Annotated in this window: 16 protein-coding genes; 9 read left to right on the top strand and 7 right to left on the bottom strand. The window is 67.2% G+C overall.

Annotated features, from left to right (window positions below):
- Positions 1-60: 60 nt before the first annotated feature.
- The 6 genes from ON40_RS07870 to ON40_RS07845 all read right to left on the bottom strand — a co-directional run bounded on the left by ON40_RS07870 (position 61) and on the right by ON40_RS07845 (position 7250).
- Complete coding sequence (locus ON40_RS07870) at positions 61-921, bottom strand: mycofactocin-coupled SDR family oxidoreductase (RefSeq protein WP_040820064.1); 861 nt, start codon at positions 919-921, stop codon at positions 61-63.
- Positions 909-2387, bottom strand: coding sequence for an aldehyde dehydrogenase family protein (locus tag ON40_RS07865; protein WP_373281870.1), 1479 nt, complete (start codon positions 2385-2387; stop codon positions 909-911). Before ON40_RS07865 ends, ON40_RS07870 begins: the two co-directional genes overlap by 13 nt.
- 62 nt (positions 2388-2449) lie before the next feature.
- Positions 2450-3238 carry a CbbQ/NirQ/NorQ/GpvN family protein gene (locus ON40_RS07860; RefSeq protein WP_040820061.1) on the bottom strand — a complete coding sequence of 263 codons (789 nt, stop codon included), beginning with the start codon at positions 3236-3238 and terminating at the stop codon, positions 2450-2452.
- A gap of 62 nt (positions 3239-3300) precedes the next feature.
- A complete protein-coding gene (locus ON40_RS07855; RefSeq protein WP_245567709.1) occupies positions 3301-4998 on the bottom strand; it encodes a nitric oxide reductase activation protein NorD in 1698 nt (565 codons plus the stop codon).
- A complete protein-coding gene (locus tag ON40_RS07850; protein ID WP_051192818.1) occupies positions 4995-6134 on the bottom strand; it encodes a spirocyclase AveC family protein in 1140 nt (379 codons plus the stop codon). Before ON40_RS07850 ends, ON40_RS07855 begins: the two co-directional genes overlap by 4 nt.
- A gap of 3 nt (positions 6135-6137) precedes the next feature.
- Positions 6138-7250: an ABC transporter substrate-binding protein gene (locus ON40_RS07845; protein ID WP_040820056.1), complete on the bottom strand. Its 1113-nt coding sequence runs from the start codon at positions 7248-7250 to the stop codon at positions 6138-6140.
- Between the two features lie 176 nt (positions 7251-7426).
- Here ON40_RS07845 and ON40_RS07840 point away from each other — a divergent pair, with 176 nt between their 5' ends.
- On the top strand, positions 7427-8695 hold the full coding sequence (locus ON40_RS07840; protein WP_083895476.1) for a cytochrome P450: 1269 nt from the start codon (positions 7427-7429) through the stop codon (positions 8693-8695).
- 62 nt (positions 8696-8757) lie between these two features.
- On the top strand, positions 8758-9669 hold the full coding sequence (locus tag ON40_RS07835; protein ID WP_040820176.1) for an MBL fold metallo-hydrolase: 912 nt from the start codon (positions 8758-8760) through the stop codon (positions 9667-9669).
- Here the strand turns inward: ON40_RS07835 and ON40_RS07830 are convergent.
- The gene (locus ON40_RS07830) at positions 9654-10097 is read right to left on the bottom strand and encodes a pyridoxamine 5'-phosphate oxidase family protein (protein WP_040820053.1); all 444 of its coding nucleotides are present in this window, start codon (positions 10095-10097) and stop codon (positions 9654-9656) included. The two genes, ON40_RS07835 and ON40_RS07830, sit on opposite strands and share 16 nt — an antisense overlap.
- A gap of 134 nt (positions 10098-10231) precedes the next feature.
- Here ON40_RS07830 and ON40_RS07825 point away from each other — a divergent pair, with 134 nt between their 5' ends.
- The 7 genes from ON40_RS07825 to ON40_RS07795 all read left to right on the top strand — a co-directional run bounded on the left by ON40_RS07825 (position 10232) and on the right by ON40_RS07795 (position 15892).
- Complete coding sequence (locus tag ON40_RS07825) at positions 10232-11551, top strand: NtaA/DmoA family FMN-dependent monooxygenase (protein WP_040820051.1); 1320 nt, start codon at positions 10232-10234, stop codon at positions 11549-11551.
- A 74-nt stretch (positions 11552-11625) separates the two neighbouring features.
- On the top strand, positions 11626-12039 hold the full coding sequence (locus ON40_RS07820; RefSeq protein ID WP_040820048.1) for an NYN domain-containing protein: 414 nt from the start codon (positions 11626-11628) through the stop codon (positions 12037-12039).
- Between the two features lie 94 nt (positions 12040-12133).
- Positions 12134-12583 carry an SgcJ/EcaC family oxidoreductase gene (locus tag ON40_RS07815; protein ID WP_051192817.1) on the top strand — a complete coding sequence of 150 codons (450 nt, stop codon included), beginning with the start codon at positions 12134-12136 and terminating at the stop codon, positions 12581-12583.
- 45 nt (positions 12584-12628) lie between these two features.
- On the top strand, positions 12629-12853 hold the full coding sequence (locus tag ON40_RS07810) for a hypothetical protein (protein WP_051192816.1): 225 nt from the start codon (positions 12629-12631) through the stop codon (positions 12851-12853).
- Between the two features lie 168 nt (positions 12854-13021).
- Positions 13022-13516, top strand: a complete 495-nt coding sequence (locus ON40_RS07805) for a methylated-DNA--[protein]-cysteine S-methyltransferase (RefSeq protein ID WP_040820046.1) — start codon at positions 13022-13024, stop codon at positions 13514-13516.
- Complete coding sequence (locus tag ON40_RS07800) at positions 13497-14225, top strand: 2OG-Fe(II) oxygenase (protein WP_040820044.1); 729 nt, start codon at positions 13497-13499, stop codon at positions 14223-14225. The genes ON40_RS07805 and ON40_RS07800 overlap by 20 nt, the downstream gene beginning before the upstream one ends.
- 50 nt (positions 14226-14275) lie before the next feature.
- Positions 14276-15892 carry a substrate-binding domain-containing protein gene (locus ON40_RS07795; protein WP_245567708.1) on the top strand — a complete coding sequence of 539 codons (1617 nt, stop codon included), beginning with the start codon at positions 14276-14278 and terminating at the stop codon, positions 15890-15892.
- The last annotated feature ends 1 nt before the right edge of the window (position 15893 follow it).

Raw genomic sequence — 15893 nt, 5'->3', positions numbered from 1 at the left:
CCGCACACGCCGAAGCTCTCCGGCGATATGTTCACCGGAGAGCTCGGTACAGCGCGCTTTTCAGACGTGATAGTCGTACCAGCGCAGATACCCTCCGGCGTCCACGCGCATCTGCATGCCGGTGACGTACCGGGAGGCATCCGAGGCGAGGAACAGCACCATTTCGCTGATGTCCTCGGGTTCGACATACGGCACCGGCATGATCTGCTGCACGGGGAAGGCCACCTCGGCATCCTCGCGGGTGGGATTCGGCAGGTCCGGGCGGAACGCCTGGTACATCGGCTCACTGTGCAGCATCGGGGTGTTGCAGTTGGTCGGATGGATGACGTTGGCGCGGATCTTGCGGTGGGCGAACTGCGCCGCGAATTCGTGAACGTAGGTGGACAGCAGCCGTTTCGACAGCGGATAGGCGATGCCGCCGGGATCGCTGCCCGGATTGTCCAGCGCCTTGGTCTGCATGAGCCCGGCGGTCGAACCGGTCGCGATGACCGACGCACCCTCCGGCAGATGCGGCAGCGCGGCCTGGATCGCGTTGATGGTGCCGATCAGATTGGTGTTGATCACATCGATCCACGCCTGATCCTTCGGATCGCCCTGCATTCCGGCGATACCGGCCTGGGCGACCACGACGTCGATCTTGCCGAATTCGGCCAGCCCGTCGCGGACCGCGGCGCGCATCTGCTCGGCGTCCCGCACATCGGCCTCGATGGCCAGGATCTTGCCGCCCGCCTTGCGAACCAGCTCGGCGGTCTCGTCCAGATCCTCCCGACGCGCCAGTGAATATTTGAGTGTGTCCACGTCACGGCACAGATCCACGGCGATGATGTCCGCGCCCTCCCCGGCCAGGGTCACCGCATGACTGCGGCCCTGCCCTCGTGCTGCTCCGGTGATGAAGGCGACCTTGCCTGTCACACGCCCCATGTCGATTCCTTTCCTGGTCGGTCGACGGGATATCCGACCGACTTGATCTCGGTGTACTGGTCGAATCCGGCCACGCCGTTCTGGCGGCCGACGCCGCTGAACTTGTATCCGCCGAACGGCACGTCGGCGCCGTAGGCGACACCGCCGTTCACGCCGATGAATCCGGCGCGCAGCCGCCGGGCCACGGCGATGGAGCGGTCGAAGGATGCGGACATCACGTTGCCCGCCAGGCCGTATCGGCTGTCGTTGGCTATGCGGATCGCGTCGTCATCGTCGTCGAATGCGATGACCGCGAGCACCGGGCCGAAGATCTCCTCCTGGGCGATCGTCATACTGTTGTCGACATCGGCGAAAAGTGTTGGCCGAACCCAGAATCCGCGGTCGGACGGGACGGGCGCGGCATTGCCGCCGACGACCAGCCGAGCCCCTTCCACGACGCCCTTGTCGATATATCCGCGAATCCGATCGCGCTGGCGCGCGGAGATGACCGGCCCGCACAGCGTCGCCGGATCCTGCGGATCGCCCGGTTCGATACCCCGGTACATCGCCTCCAGGAATTCCACACCCTCGGCGTATCGGGCACGCGGCAGCAGCAGCCGGGTCGGGTTGGCGCAGCCCTGCCCGGCGTGCAGGCAGGGCGCGAGCCCGAGCAGCAGGGCTTGCCCGAAGTCCGCATCGTCCAGCACGATGCTCGCCGATTTCCCGCCCAGTTCGAGGAACAGGCGTTTCATGGTCGCCGCACCCTTTTCCATGATGCGCTGCCCCACCGCCGTGGAACCGGTGAACGAGATCAGATCGACTTGCGGCGAGAGCGTGAGCTCCTCCCCCACCAGGTGATCCGAGGCGGTGACGATATTGACCACGCCCGGTGGGAAATCCGTGCGTTCGGCGATCAAGCGCCCGATCCGGGTCGCGTTGAACGGGGTGTCGGGCGCGGGTTTGAGGACCACGGTGTTGCCCGCGGCCAGGGCCTGCGCGAGCTTGTGAATGCTGACCTCGAACGGGAAGTTCCACGGCACGATCGCGCCGACCACACCGACCGGTTCACGCCACACCACACGCCTGGTCTCGCGGCCGGTCACCGGCACGTGCATATCGCCGAGATCGGTCTCCCACGAGTATTTCTCGATCAGCTCGGCCGGTACCTTCACCGCGTCGGCCAGCGGAGCGTCGAGCTGCGGGCCGAAGGTGATCGCCCGGGGACAGCCCGCCTCGGCGATCAGCTCCTCCCGCAACGCTTCTCGATCTTCTTCCAGCGCAGCCTGGAGTTGTTCGAGGCAGCGTCGTCGCAGTGCGCGGTCGGTGGCCCACGCGGTCCGGTCGAACGCTCGCCGCGCGGCCGCGATCGCCCGATGCATATCGGCCGCGGACGCATCGGCCACCTCGCCCAGTACCTGCTCGGTCGCCGGGTTCACGACGGGGAAACGACCGGCCTCGCCGTCGGTGAGGCGGCCGTCGATGAGCATGCGTGATTCGAAATCCATTGCCGCCGTGTCGGACATGCATTTCTGCATTCTCTCGGGGTCGTTCATTCCTGCACGTATGCGTCGATCACCGCGGCGAGGTTCGCGGCGACCAGCGGATCGTCCGTGAGCGGCCCGGCGATGGCGGCGAGTGCGGCCTCCCTGGGCGCGAGCCCCTGGGCGATCAACTTGGCCGCGCTGATCAGCACCCGGGTGGAGGCCACCTCGCGCAGGCCGGGGGCGTCGGCCTGCCGCACGGCACGACCGATCCGCACCAGCTGCGCGGCCGCGCGCTGATCGGCGCAGGCTTCGACGGCGATGATCTTCTCCTCGATTTCCGCTGGCGGATAACCCAGTTCGATGGCGATCATGCGCTGCCGGGTGGAATCCTTGAGATCTTTCAGGACGCTCTGATACCCGGGGTTGTAGGAAACCACCAGGCAGAAGCCCTCGGCAGCGTCCAGGGTCGTCCCGAGCCGGTCGATGGGCAGCTGACGACGATGGTCGGCCAGCGGATGCAGTACCACCGTGGTGTCCTGACGGGCCTCGACCACCTCGTCGAGATAGCAGATCGCGCCCTCGCGCACAGCGCGGGTCAGCGGACCGTCCACCCAGCGAGTCTCCCCGCCCTGCAACAGATATCGACCGACCAGATCCGCGGTGGACAGGTCGTCGTGGCAGGCCACGGTGATCAGTGGCCGCCCGGCCTGATGCGCCATCGCCTCCACGAATCTGGTCTTGCCGCAGCCGGTCGGCCCCTTGAGCATGATCGGCAGCCCCTGTCCGAACGCCGCGAGGAACACCCGTTCCTCGTTGCCGACCGGCACGTAGTAGGGGCGAACGGAATTCTCCATATCGTCCTGGCCTTTCTCCGTGATCTTCCGGGATTCGCTTGCGCGACAGAGCTATCGGATCCTCAGGAGGCTCGCGCTCGCATCATTCGGCGGCGCAGGTCGGCGGAACGCAACGCGTCCCGGAACAACGGCGCGGCCACCTGGGACACCTCCTGGGGTGAGGCGACGGCGGCGTAGGCGGCGGTGCCGAAAACCCTGCGCAACGCGTCGATCCCGGTCTCCGCGCCGACGCTCAGACAGACACATCCGATGCCCTGGCGACGAGCCTCGGACAGCGCACGCCGGGCGTCGGCCTCGGCGTAGACACCTTCGTAGCCGTGGTCGTAGGCGAATCCATCGGACAGCACGACGAGCAGTGTTCTTGCGGCGCAGCGATATTCGCTCGCGATCGTCGTGCCGTACCGCACGGCCGCACCCATCCGGGTGTAGGCCGCGGGCTCGAGTGCGGCGAGCCTGCGCAGCGCCGCGGCGTCCAGTCGATCGTCGAATCGCTTGACCCGCAACGCCCGGACCGCGGCCCGTCCCTGAGAGTAGAACCCGTAGAGCGCCACCCGATTGCCCAGTGCGTGCAGCGCCGAGGTCAGCATGAGGGCCGCGGTGCGCTGCTGGTCGTGCACGGTTCCGCCGGAAACGCTCGGCAATGCGGCCGAACCCGAGATGTCGAGCAGTACGACGACCGCCAGATCCGGTGTGCACCTGACACTTTCGATGTACACGGCACCGTCAGTCGAAGCTCCGGAGAGTAGCTGTACACGTTCGTCCACCACCGCGTCCACATCGATGTCGTCGCCCTGCATCCGGCGATGCTTGTGGTCGAGACTCGAGCGCAGCCGGGCCAGCGCGCGCATCAGGGCGTTGCTCACGGGTGCGATCGGGATCGCGTGATCCCCTGCCCGAGGATCGGATTCGGCCACCGTGCACCAGCCGGGCCGGTATCGGCGGCGGTGGACGTCCCATTCCGGATAGGACAGGCCCTCGCGCCGGAGTTCGGCCACGGCATCCGCTGCGGCCGCGGTGCCCGTGCCTCCGGTGTCGATGCGCCCCGGTTTCACCAGTGCCCGAGCCGATCTCGGCACACCGCCAGCGGTGATGCCGCCCTCGGACTCCCGGCCGAGGCTCAGCATGCGCCGGAACAGCCGGGCCGGCAGCCCCTGTCCCCCGACGACGTTGCTGAACAGGGCGGGGAGCTTACCGCCGGAATCATCGTCGTCCAGTTCGTCCGGCGAATCGTCCTCGGCATCGGCCGAGTCGGGCGGACGGGTGTCCGGCGCGCCCTGTTCGGCGAACTTCTCCTGCGTGGTCAGCAGACGCTTCGGGTGGATCGTCCCGAACTCCGGCGGCGGATCACCCAGCGCGCGCTTTCCTGATGCGATCACCAATGATGTTGCGGCACAACCGGACAGCTCAGCAATGTTCTGGTCGACCAATGCGCTCGCGGCGACAGGCAGCAAATCGCCGTTGGCGGCCAGCGCGCGATGGCCCTCCAGCATCAGATACCGATCGAGTACGGCGGGTGATCGGCGGGCGAGCCGCCGGAGGAGCTCGGATTCGAAGCTGCCCGCGCCGATCATCGACGCCTGCACCGTGAGTTCGACGATCTGGTCGAGTGCGGGAGCTTCGGCGTCGACGAACACCACGCGGCCGTCGGTCCACGGCGATTCGTCCGGCGCGGCCGGAGCGACCCGAAGTGCCCGTCCCGCTATTCCCGAGGCAAGCAGACCGAACCTTGCTGGACCACCGTCGATTTCACCGGCACTCACGTCCTGCCCCCGCACCGTCCGCCATCGGCGGGCATCGCTGTCGCGGGGCGTCCCGACTGCGCATTCTCCCACCGCGACCAGATCCCGGCCGAGTACGGCCCGGCCTGCCCGTTCTTTTCGTAGAACCCCTGCGGGTCATAGACTTTCGCCTCCGGGAACGGCCACGGGCAGGCGACCGAGGTGGCCGCGCGGCTGTCGCGGATGATGGCGAATCCGCCGCCGTAACAGAAGTAGGCGATATTGATCAGGATGAACATCACCGTGAACGCGCCCAGGGCGGGATGGTTCCGGAAGATCCGGGCCCGGTGCGAGAGCCGTTCGGCGACCGTGCGTCCGGTGTCGTCGCGGTACAGCAGCACTGCCGCCGGGATCATCACGACCGTGACCAGCGCCGATTCCCAGATCAACGGGAACTGGTAGGGCTTGCCGGTGAACAGCGAGCCGAACGGGATCACCTGCGTGTAGATGTACAGCTGGCTGCGCACCAGGATGCATTCCAGAATCGCGTCGAAGACGAACCCGATCACCAGGGTCAGCCCGGCCAGACTCCACAGCGGATGCCGCGAGACGAACGAATCGTGCGGACGACGGGCCTGTAGCCGGCGCAGCACCCGGATCGCGGGAAAGTAGGGGCCGAGATAGAAAGTGGCATAACCGATCACGATGAACGGCTCGACCGTCGGCGACAGCGACACCAGCGGCCAGTGCACCGGCCAGTGCCACAGCTGCGGGTTGTAGGCGGCGTAGGGCGCCCAGTTCATGATCGGGTCCTGCCACACGATCGCGGTGGTCACCAGCGTCATCAACAGCACCGGATGAGCCGGATAGCGACGCCAGCCCACGACGACCACGGTGACCAGCACCACCATCATCACCACGGTCCCGATCTCGTGCACCGTGATCCAGTGATTCCAGCCGAACAGCGGCGGCACCGGGCGGGGCGCGCCGCTGACCGCGGGATTCGCGATCCGCGGATCGTCCGCGCCGCGGCTCGCGTAGGCAGCGATGACGGCCAGGACCGCCACGATCAGGATCGTGATCCCCGCCGTGCGCAGGCGGCGCGGTGCGCTACCCGGCGCACGGCCGGGTGCGGCGTCCGGCTGGGTGCCGGACCGGAGTTCCTGCGGGGCGCTCACGGTCTACTCCTGCCCGAATCGCGCGACCAGGTGCGATGTCACGCCGTCCGGATCCAGTTGCCGCGCAACCAGATAGCCCGCGCCCATCCACCCCCGCCGGGTCCACTTCCCGAACGAGAGCCGGGTGCCGGGGGCGCCGGCCGCGGCCGGCAACATCTTGACCCGTTCGAGCGCCTCGGCGACCCCGCGCGGAGACAGCGGATGCGCATCGGCGAAGGCGTGCAACAGAACTGTCGCGATGTCGCGGTTCACCACGGGGACGCAGTACTGCGGGCGACGCCCGGAATCGGCCTGGTAGACATCCAGAAACCGCTGTCCCACCAGGTTTCCCTCGTCGTACTGGTCCAGGCCGGTCCAGCCGAGGAAGGCGTTCCACAGCAGTTCGTTGATCCAGGCATTCTGGAATGCGGTGCCCATGAACCGCGGCGGATCCCAATTCAGCGCGGCGAGTGCGGGATTCCCCATCGCGACCCCGAATCCGAAGCCGCAGTGCACGATCGCCTGCGCCTTCGCCTCGCGCAGTGCACGCACCTCCTCGCTGATGTCCTGCGCGGTCTGCGGGATGGCCACCTCGGCGACGATGCGAATTCCCTCCTCGCGGCAGGCTTTCCGAAAATTCCGGATGTAGCTCTCGCCCACCAGGGAGCGTTCCACCAGCGCGCCGACCTCGGTGTGCCCGCCCTTGGCGAGTAGATGCGCCCAGAAGACCGGCTCGTCGGTCATCGACCCCTGCGGCAGGGCGAAGGTCCATTCGCCGAGCCAGTCCTCCGACCCCGAGACATTGATCGCCGGAACCCGGAATCGGCGTTCGATCTCCTCCCGCATCGGAACGGCGTTATCGGTGATGTGCGGGCCGAATACGGCCAGGCACCCCTCGTCCACCAGTTCCCCGTACGCATCGATCACCGCCTTCACCGAGCCCTTGGGCAAGCCCTCCACCTCGCGGAAGACGATCTCCACCGGACGGTCGATCAGGCCGAGTCGTTGTCCCTCGGCGAACACCAGATGGAACGGGCGGGTCAGGTCGTCCCGCATATCCGGCGGAAAGCTCTCGGGAAGTCGGAAGTCGAACAGATAGCCGAGTTTGATGGGCTCGGCAGTACTTTCGTAGGCCACGTGTATCTCCGTCTGCCAGGCGGCTCGAGCAGCGAACCTAAAATTCGTTCCACATGTTACGGATCGCGCGCGTCCGTCGTCAACGGTCGACTTGAACCGTGTTTGACGGGTATTGACCCGCCTCTGAGCGCTCAGTACGCTTCGGAACGAATATTTGGTCTTACCGAGGAGGGTTCGTGGACACACACGTCAAGGCCACCGCAGACCAGGTCGAACCGCCGGCTGCGAGCGGGCAGGAGCGCGAAGCCGGTGACGACAGCGTCTTCGAGGTATTCGACGACGACGTCGCGGGCGATGTCCGCGACCCGTATCCGGAACTGGCCGCCGCTCGCCGGGAGCATCCGGTGCAGCGCCTGGACACCTCGAACATGCCGCACGCCGACGATGCGGCGGTGTTCTTCGTCTACGGCTACGTAGATATCCTCGAGGTGCTGCGCGACGGCAAGACCTACTCCTCGGCGCACATCATCGACATGCTCATGGGCGACATCATGGGCAAGCACATCATTCTGGGGATGGACGATCCCGAACACCGCCGCTACCGCGCGCTGGTGTCCACCGCGTTCCGGCAGAAGGCCCTGGCGAACTGGGAGGAACGGCTCATCGTCCCGGTCGCGGACGAGTTGATCGACCGGTTCGCCGACCGCGGACACGCCGATCTGGTCACCGAGTTCACCTTTCCCTTCCCGACCCTCGTGACCGCCGGGATGCTCGGCCTGCCGCGGGAGGATCTGCGGCAGTTCCAGCGCTGGTCGATCGCCATTCTCGGGTTCCACTCCAACCGCGAACGCGCCATCACCGCTTCACAGGAGGTCAAGGCGTATCTCGCGGAGATCCTCGCCGAGCGTCGCCGCGAACCGCGCGAGGATCTGATCAGCGATCTGTCCCGGGCCGAACTGGACGGCGAGCGCCTGAGCGACGAGGAGATCTTCTCCTTCCTGCGACTGCTGCTGCCCGCCGGGATCGAGACGACCTATCGATCGACCGGAAATATGTTGTGCACCTTGCTGTCTCGTCCGGATCAGCTCAACGCGCTGCGGGACAATCGGGCGCTGATCCCCCGCGCGGTCGAGGAGTCGATCCGGTTCGAGACACCGCTGCTGAACATCACCCGCATGGCCACCACCAGTACGGTCCTGCACGATGTGCCCATTCCGAAGGGGTCGACGGTGATGCTGATGCTCGCCGCCGCCAATCGGGACGAGAGCCGGTGGAACGATCCGGACGACTTCGACATCTTCCGCGCGCCGCGCCCGCACATGTCCTTCGGGCAGGGACCGCACAACTGCCTGGGCATCCACCTGGCCCGCACCGAGATGCGACTGGCCCTGGAGAAGATGCTGGACAAACTGCCGAATCTGCGGCTCGACCCCGATGCGGACGATCCGCACATCCGCGGCCAGGTCTTCCGATCCCCCACCTCACTGCCCGTGCTGTTCGGCTAGCAGATCGCAGCCCACACGGCGCGCTCCGCCCGATCGCACGGCAACAGGTGCAGGATAACGGGGTGAGAACTCCCCTCGGCCGTCCCGATCTCGCGCCCTACCACGCCTACCAGCAGCGCGCCGATGTGACACCCGGCGGGTTGACGGCGCACTTCCTCGGGACCAGTTCGCTGCTGCTGTCGGACGACACGACGAGTCTGCTGTGCGACGGGTTCGTCACGCGGCCGGGGCTGCTGCGGGTCGCGCTGGGGCGGATCGCGCCGGATCCGGGGCTGGTCCGGGCCGCGATCGAACGGCTGAACGTGCGGACGCTGAACGCGGTGTTCTGCGCGCACTCGCATTACGACCACGCCCTGGACGCGCCGGTGTGGTGCCTGCAGACCGGTGCGGAGCTGGTCGGGTCGGAGTCCACCGCGAACATCGGGCGCGGGCTCGGCCTGGCCGAATCCTCGCTGCGGGTGGTGGGCGACGGGGACACTCTCGAATACGGGCAGTTCACACTGACGTTCCTGGATTCGGTGCACAGTCCGGGTGACCGTTATCCGGGCATAGTGACGCGGCCGCTGGTTCCGCCCGCGCGCACCCGCGCATGGAAGACCGGGACCGCCTACTCGGTGCTCATCGAACATCCGCTCGGTCGAATTCTGATGCACGCCAGTGCGAATCACCGTCCCGGCATGCTGGACGGACGTCGCGCGGAGGTCGTCTATCTGGGCATCGGCGGTCTGGGCAGGCAGTCACCCGAGTTCGTGCGGCGGTACTGGGACGACGTCGTCGGCGCGGTCGACGCACGGCGGGTCGTGCTGGTGCACTGGGACGACTTCTTCACCGGGCTGGACCGGCCACTGCGCCCGCTTCCGCACTTCGCGGATCGCTTCGACGCGACGATGAAGATGCTGCTGCCCCTGGCCCAGCGGGACAACGTGGACGTGGTGCTGCCGCTGGCCTGGGCTGCCGCTCAGCCGTTGGCGTAGACGCGATCGGGAACGATCAGCACGACCGCCCGGCGCTCCTGTGCCATGACGCGGTCGTATTCGTCCCAATCCTCGTGGGTGCCGCCGGCCGCAGTGAACACCTCCCGCAGCAGCAGACGCAGGCGTTCGGGGTCGATTCCGGGGACCGGATCGTCGGGTCCGGTGATCCACACCGGCCCCTCGGCGGCGGCCCACTCCCAGCCGACGCGCACGACGGCCGTCATCCGCGGCCGGGCCCGCAGATTCGCCAACTTGCGAGTGCCGCCGCGCAGCACCATCCCTACTACTTCCTCGCCGGTCAGCGGGTGTTTCAGCACACCGGCGTTGACGAGTGAGGAGTGGATCGTGCCATCCGCTCGGGCGGTCGACACGACACAGAGCCCATGATCACCGGCGATCAGCCGGGCGAAATCCGCGAGATCGGTCACCCCCGCAGTCTACGGAATTCGGCGGCAGGGGACGCGGCCTCGGGCGGGTGAATGCGGCGATCACGCACTGCGGGAAAGGATCTCGCTGAGCGTAACCCGTGGGCGATACCGGTGTGCCTGGTTAGCGTCGCGGTATGGCAAGCACCGACCGGCGGCGGCCGCTGAAGATCGTGACCGGGGTGAGCGGATCTCCCAAGGTCTATGCCGCGGCGATCGATCCGGGGAAGTCCACGCTCACCGATCTGCTCGAGACGGCCCGGCTCGCGGAGGAACACCGGTTCGCCGCGTTGTTCGCCGCCGACCTGCTCAGCTTCGGCATGCAGGGCGCGATCGGGGCGCAGGAGCCGCTGATCGTGCTGTCCGCGTTGAGCGCGGTCACCCGGCACGTCGGCCTGATCGCGACCGTCACCACCACGTTCCATCACCCGTACAACCTGGCGCGACTGTTCGGCACACTCGATCACATCAGCAACGGCCGCGCGGCGTGGAATGCGGTGACCTCCTCGGTCGGCGAGGAGAACTACGGCGACGCCGAGCTGCCGAGTCCGGAGGAACGGTACGCCCGCGCGGCGGAATCGATCGAGGTCGTCAACGCGCTGTTCGACAGCTGGGGGCCCGATGCGCTGACCTCGGACGGGCGGGGCGGGGCGCGGTTGAACGCGGAATCGGTACGTCCGATCGAGTACGCGGGCGACCACTTCACGGTTCGCGGTCCACTCAACATCCCGCCACTGCCGCAACGTCGGCCGGTGCAGTTCCAGGCCGGGCAGTCCGAGGGCGGGGTGGAGCTCGGCGCCCGGTTCGCGGAGGTGGTGTTCACCTCACTGGGCACCTTGGACGACGCATTGACCTACACCAAGCGAATCCGCACGCGCGCAGCGGAACTGGGCCGCGCCGACGGACTTCCGTTGATCTTCAGCTCATTGCACGCCACCTACGGCGCCACCGAGGCCGAAGCACTGCGCCTGGTACGCGAACGCGAAGAGGCCACCGACTTCGAGGCGGGACGCCACGCCCTGGCCGATATGCTCGGCGGCGGAGTCGATCTGACCGATCTACCACTGGACGAGCCGATTCCGGAACATCTGCTGCCGGAGGTGCGTTCGGTGCATCGGCGGCGCGGCCGGGTGGAGATCTTCACCGGTTACGCTCGGTCCGGAAAGACGCTGCGGGAGTTGATCATCGCCGCCAAGGACACCGGACACTGGGCCGCCGCGGGCACTCCGGAGCAGCTGGCCGACGCGATCGAGGAACGTTATTCCGCAGGCGTTCTCGACGTCATCGGCCTCGGCGGTCTCGACGATCCGCGCACCCGGGACTTCCTGCTCGCCGGACTGCTGCCCGAACTCCGCAAGCGTGGCATCGTCGGCCGCGACTACGTGGGCGACACCTTCCGCGACAATCTGGAACTCCCGCCGCTGCCGCCACGATCGGCCGGAACCGCGCCGTACTGATCCGAACGGCCACACACGGCTGGAGTACCGGCCACGTTGGACACGCACCGCTGCGCGACCGGCCGACTCCCTTGATGGAGACTGAGCACGTGGACGATTCCGTGCGGATGCTCGTCGTGGACGCGGCCAATGTCGTCGGCTCCCGCCCCGACGGCTGGTGGCGCGACCGCGCGGGCGCAGCGCGGCGGCTGCTGACGGGCCTGGCAGCGCTGCGGGAACACCTTCCGCACTCGTGCGAGGTGGTCGTCGTCCTCGAGGGTGCCGCAAAAGCGGTGGACGACAACGAATTCCGCAACATCAGGGTGGTACGCGCCGCGGGCTCCGGCGACGACGCGATCGTCGCGGTCACGGCCGAACACGGCGACCACGCACAGGTCCTCGTCGTCACCGCGGACCGCGGCCTGCGGGCCCGCATCGAGGCGCTCGGGGCCCGCACGACCGGACCACGCCGGCTCCTGGACCGGATCGATTCGGCCCGGAACCCCTAGCCGACCACGAGACCGTCACCTCGCTCACACCGGCTTGACCTCAACTTTGGTTGAGCTTGCAGGCTGTGATCAGCATCAGAGAGCGGAGGATGACATGGATACTCGACCGAATCTGCACGACCAGGCCGCCGATACGACCGCACAGGCCGTGGCCGCCGACCTCGCCGCCGAATTACAGAAGGCGGGCGAGACGGCCGACGCCGACCGCTACGACAACTCGTTCGCCGCGGACGTGTTGTGGGGCACCCCCTTCGGCGCGCTGGTCGTGGGGCACAGCCGGATCAACGCGATCCACCGCCGAATGATGCGGCTGAGCGAACCCGTCGCACCGTCGTCCCGCTTCGAGGTCGTGGCAGCGGCCAGTCCTGCCCCGGGCGTGGTCGTCACCCAGATCCGCAGACAGGCCGTCGAACCGGGCGCCTTCTCGGAAGTCGCCCTGTACGTCCTGGTGGAGCGCGACGGGCGGTGGTGGCTGTCCGCGGCGCAGAACACTCCGATCGACGAATCGAAATCCTTCCTGAAGCGCACGGACCCGGACTCCTGATTCCGCACCCGGCGATGCCCCCTGCGGAACGGCAACGGCCATCCCGTGCGGATCTGGAATCACCACCTGACCTTCGAACCGATCGACGACACCCGTTGCCGCTACACCGATGAGATCGAGGTGCGGGACGGACTGCACGGATTCGGCGTCCGGTTGTTCATCCACGTCATGTTCGGGCATCCGCATCGGCATCGTCGGTGGCGGCAGCTCGCCGCACTCCTGGCGCGGAGCGATATCGATATCCGCCCCGGGCGAGCGGCCGCCGACTGATCCGATCGCGGCCGACAATCGTCCGATTTCCGCGTGCGCACGACCTCGAGCAGGAAACTCGTTGCCGGATCGCCACCGAATGCCATGTCCGATTACCGCTGGTATCGGACGGGGAACTCGGGCAGAGTCGTCGGTGAGGATACGACGCGACGAGTGAGAGGAATCGCGATGGCCGTGTACGCGACGATGAACAGCCCGGTCGGGGAACTACTGCTGACCGGCGAGCTCGGCCCGGACGGCCTCGCCCTGGATTCGGTGTCCATGAGTGGCGGGAAGAAGACCCCGGCCGTGGGCGACCGGACCGCGGCGCCGGAGGCGTTCACCGAAGTGATCGCTCAGCTGAACGACTACTTCGCGGGCGAGCGAACGCATTTCGACCTCGAATACACCACTGGCGGAACAGATTTCCAGCGCCGCGTGTGGCAGGCAGTGGACGAGATCCCCTACGGAACCACCGTCGGCTACGGGCGGATCGCCGAGCAGATCGGCGCCTCGCGCGCGGCGGTGCGCGCGGTGGGCACGGCCATCGGCGCGAACCCGCTGCTGATCGTGCGGCCGTGTCACCGGGTCGTCGGCGCGAACGGCGCCCTGACCGGCTACGCGGGCGGCCTGGACAACAAGCGAGTACTTCTGGACCTCGAATATGCCCGCCGCACAGCATAATTCGAGCGAGATCGCCGCCCGGGTCGCGGACCAGGACTGGCCCGCGCTGGTCGAGGAGCTGGACGAGTACGGATATGCGCTCACCGGACCGCTGTTGCGCGCCGAGGAGTGCCGGGCCCTGGCCGCTCTCTACGAGCACCCGGAGTTGTTCCGCAGTACGGTGATCATGTCCCGGCATCGCTTCGGCTCGGGCGAATACCGCTACTTCGACCACGACCTACCCGAACCGGTCCGCGAACTGCGCAGCGCGTTCTATCCGAAACTCCTGCCCATCGCCCGGGACTGGGCGGCGAAATTCGGCCGTCCCGGGAGCTGGCCCGAACGCCTGGAGGACTGGATCACCCTGTGCCACAGGGCCGGACAGCACAAATCCGCGCAGATCCTGTTGCGCTACGGCCCCGGCGACTGGAACGCACTGCACCGAGACCTGTTCGGCGACATGATCTTTCCGCTCCAGGTGGTCATCGGCCTGAATGAACCCGGCCGCGACTACACCGGCGGCGAATTCCTCATGGTCGAGCAGCGGCCACGAGCCCAATCCCGCGGCTCGGCAACGCTGTTACCGCACGGCCACGGGCTGATCTTCACCACCCGCGAGCGCCCGGTGCGCGGGGCCCGCGGCTGGTCCGCGGCCCCGATGCGGCACGGGGTGAGCGTCGTGCGTTCCGGTCGTCGGCACACCCTCGGCCTGGTCTTCCACGACGCCTGATCCGCCCCGACGGCGCCGAGCCTCGCTCGAACCATCCGAACGATGAATTGTTGCCCAACAATGCGAGCCGGGGGTGGATTCGGGAGCATCCGGGGCGAAAATTGCTGGACATCAAGATATTCGGGGGAAAGATCCGAGTGGACAGCTATCTGGTGCAGATCGGGTTGCCGGTCATCGCGCTCGTGGTGTCGTTGATCGCGTTCTTCTGGGAATTCGTGATCATGCGGCGTAAACGCCTGGGCTACCGCGTCCAGATGGATACGCCGGTGACCGGGGAGATCGAGTCGGTATTTCCGGGCGTTCTGGAACAATTGCAGCCCGACGGCGGTAGTGCGGACACGCATCTGCAGGACCTGTCGACCGTGCTGATCCGCGTGGAGAACGACGGCGTCACGAACATCGATTCCGCCGATTACGCGATGCCCGACGACGAACGGGTCGGGTTGCGCCTGCATTTCCCGCATCGCCGGATCGCCGGAATGGCGGTGACCGAGCTGAGCGACAACATCCTCGGGGCGTATCTCGAGCCGGGCCGAGGTATCGCGGCGCACGCGGACGAAACGCACGACGTCGGCGTCATCGACCTGCCGAAGGTCCCGATGAACCGGCGAGACCACTACAAAATTCTCGCCATTCTCGCGCGCGGGACCGGCAACGGCCCGTATCCGGAGCCCTCACTGCACGGCAAGCTCAAGGGCGGCCGGGTCCGGGCGACCCAGAGTCGCACCGGACTGTCCCGAAATATGCTGGCGTTCATCGGATTTCTGGTGGTCGTCATCGTCGTGCAATTCGGCATCTCGCTGGCCGGGAACAATCCGCCGGCACCGGACTGCATTGCGGGCCAGCTCACTCTGGTGGGGTCCTCGGCCTTCGAACCGGTGATCAAGGATGCCGCCACCGCCTACCGGAAGACTTGTCCCACAGCGAATTTCACCTTCGCATTCGACGGCAGTGAACGCGGCCTGACCACCGTCGACGAGAAGGGCCACGGCGATCCGGGACTGCTGGCCATCACCGACGGCCCCAAGGGTGTCGGCTATCCCGATCTGCTGCCGCGTCCGCTGGCCATGGCGGTGTTCTCGGTGATCGTGCGCGGCGATCTGGGCGTGCGGGATCTGACCGCCCCGCAGATCCGGGATCTGTTCGAGGGCCGGATCAGCAACTGGAACAAGCTCGGCGGACCCGACCTGCCGGTGCGACTGGTCAACCGTGCCTTCGGATCCGGCACCCGCGAGACCTTCCAGCAGCGTCTGCTCGGCGGCAGTTCCGTGACGCTCCCGGAGGCCAGCTGCCGGACCATCCAGGTCACGAATCCACCCGGTGTGGCGGCCTGCGAGGTGCCGCTGACCGGTGACATGCTCAAAGCTGTCGCGGACATTCCCGGCGCGGTCGGCTACTCCTCTTACACCGAGGCCGCTGATTATCCGGGCGTCACCGCGGTCACCATCGACAAGCATCAGCCCACCCGCGACGAGGTCCTGGCGCACAATTACGCCTTCTGGGGCGTCGAATACGCCTACAGCAACGGCGAATTGCCGTACGACTCGCTCGCCGCGGCATTCCTGCGCTACCTCACCGACAACGCGGGCAAGGACATCATCCGCTCGCACGGCGGTACGCCGTGTGGCGAACTCGCCGATCCCGCCCAGTGCAGCCCGGAGCGATGAA

The sequence above is a fragment of the Nocardia jiangxiensis NBRC 101359 genome, assembly GCF_000308615.1.
Taxonomy (GTDB): domain Bacteria; phylum Actinomycetota; class Actinomycetes; order Mycobacteriales; family Mycobacteriaceae; genus Nocardia; species Nocardia jiangxiensis.
Note: the sequence above shows the minus strand (reverse complement) of the source record. Positions and strands in the feature narration are given on the sequence as shown.

Coding starts and splice junctions, on each gene's coding strand:
- ON40_RS07800 (WP_040820044.1), top strand. CDS start 13,497: ATGCCCGCCGCACAGCATAATTCGAGCGAGATCGCCGCCCGGGTCGCG.
- ON40_RS07825 (WP_040820051.1), top strand. CDS start 10,232: ATGGCAAGCACCGACCGGCGGCGGCCGCTGAAGATCGTGACCGGGGTG.
- ON40_RS07805 (WP_040820046.1), top strand. CDS start 13,022: ATGGCCGTGTACGCGACGATGAACAGCCCGGTCGGGGAACTACTGCTG.
- ON40_RS07865 (WP_373281870.1), bottom strand. CDS start 2,387: ATGCTCATCGACGGCCGCCTCACCGACGGCGAGGCCGGTCGTTTCCCC.
- ON40_RS07870 (WP_040820064.1), bottom strand. CDS start 921: ATGGGGCGTGTGACAGGCAAGGTCGCCTTCATCACCGGAGCAGCACGA.
- ON40_RS07815 (WP_051192817.1), top strand. CDS start 12,134: ATGGATACTCGACCGAATCTGCACGACCAGGCCGCCGATACGACCGCA.
- ON40_RS07820 (WP_040820048.1), top strand. CDS start 11,626: ATGGAGACTGAGCACGTGGACGATTCCGTGCGGATGCTCGTCGTGGAC.
- ON40_RS07860 (WP_040820061.1), bottom strand. CDS start 3,238: ATGGAGAATTCCGTTCGCCCCTACTACGTGCCGGTCGGCAACGAGGAA.